This window comes from Paenibacillus sp. LS-5, assembly GCF_056121505.1.
In genome coordinates this window covers 1-511 of the sequence record NZ_JBWAVA010000052.1, presented here as the reverse complement: position 1 = coordinate 511, position 511 = coordinate 1, and the positions used below count along the sequence as shown (strand labels likewise).

1 protein-coding gene is annotated in these 511 nt (G+C 46.8%); it reads left to right on the top strand.

The genetic code is table 11. The features are described from left to right. Positions 1-511, top strand: a 511-nt coding sequence (locus AC0MA3_RS26390; protein WP_474658337.1) for a glycoside hydrolase family 78 protein, incomplete at both ends; no start/stop codon positions are given.

Genomic DNA, 511 nt, shown 5'->3' with positions numbered 1-511 from the left:
GGGGTAGTGTCAATGACTCCGGACAATTGGGCGATGGAACCACGGTCGCCCATAGTACACCAGCGTTGGTGAAGGAGAATGTTTCGCCACAAGTAACTTTAACCTATCCGCTGGGTAGTAAGGGAGCGCCGGATATAACCAATGTTAGCAATCCATCCATCCGGTGGACGCAGAATGATGCAGCATTAACCAACTATGCAGAATATCAGATACAAGTGCTGGATGAAAGTGGAGTTGTAGTTGGAGACTCGGGTGAGATTAAGCAGGTGGGTACAGCAAATGTAAACTCCTGGTCATTAAGCGAATCGTTGCCATCTGGTACAGCATTTCAAGTAAAAGTGAGAGTAAATGATGAACATCTATGGTCGGACTGGTCGTTGGTGGGTTGGCTGAAAATCAAAGATAGTGCTCAACTTCAGCAATCAAAATTGTCAACCGGACAAGCGCACACCCTTCAAGTCAAAGAAGACGGAAGTGTGTGGGGATGGGGAGCCAATAATCTTGGACAATT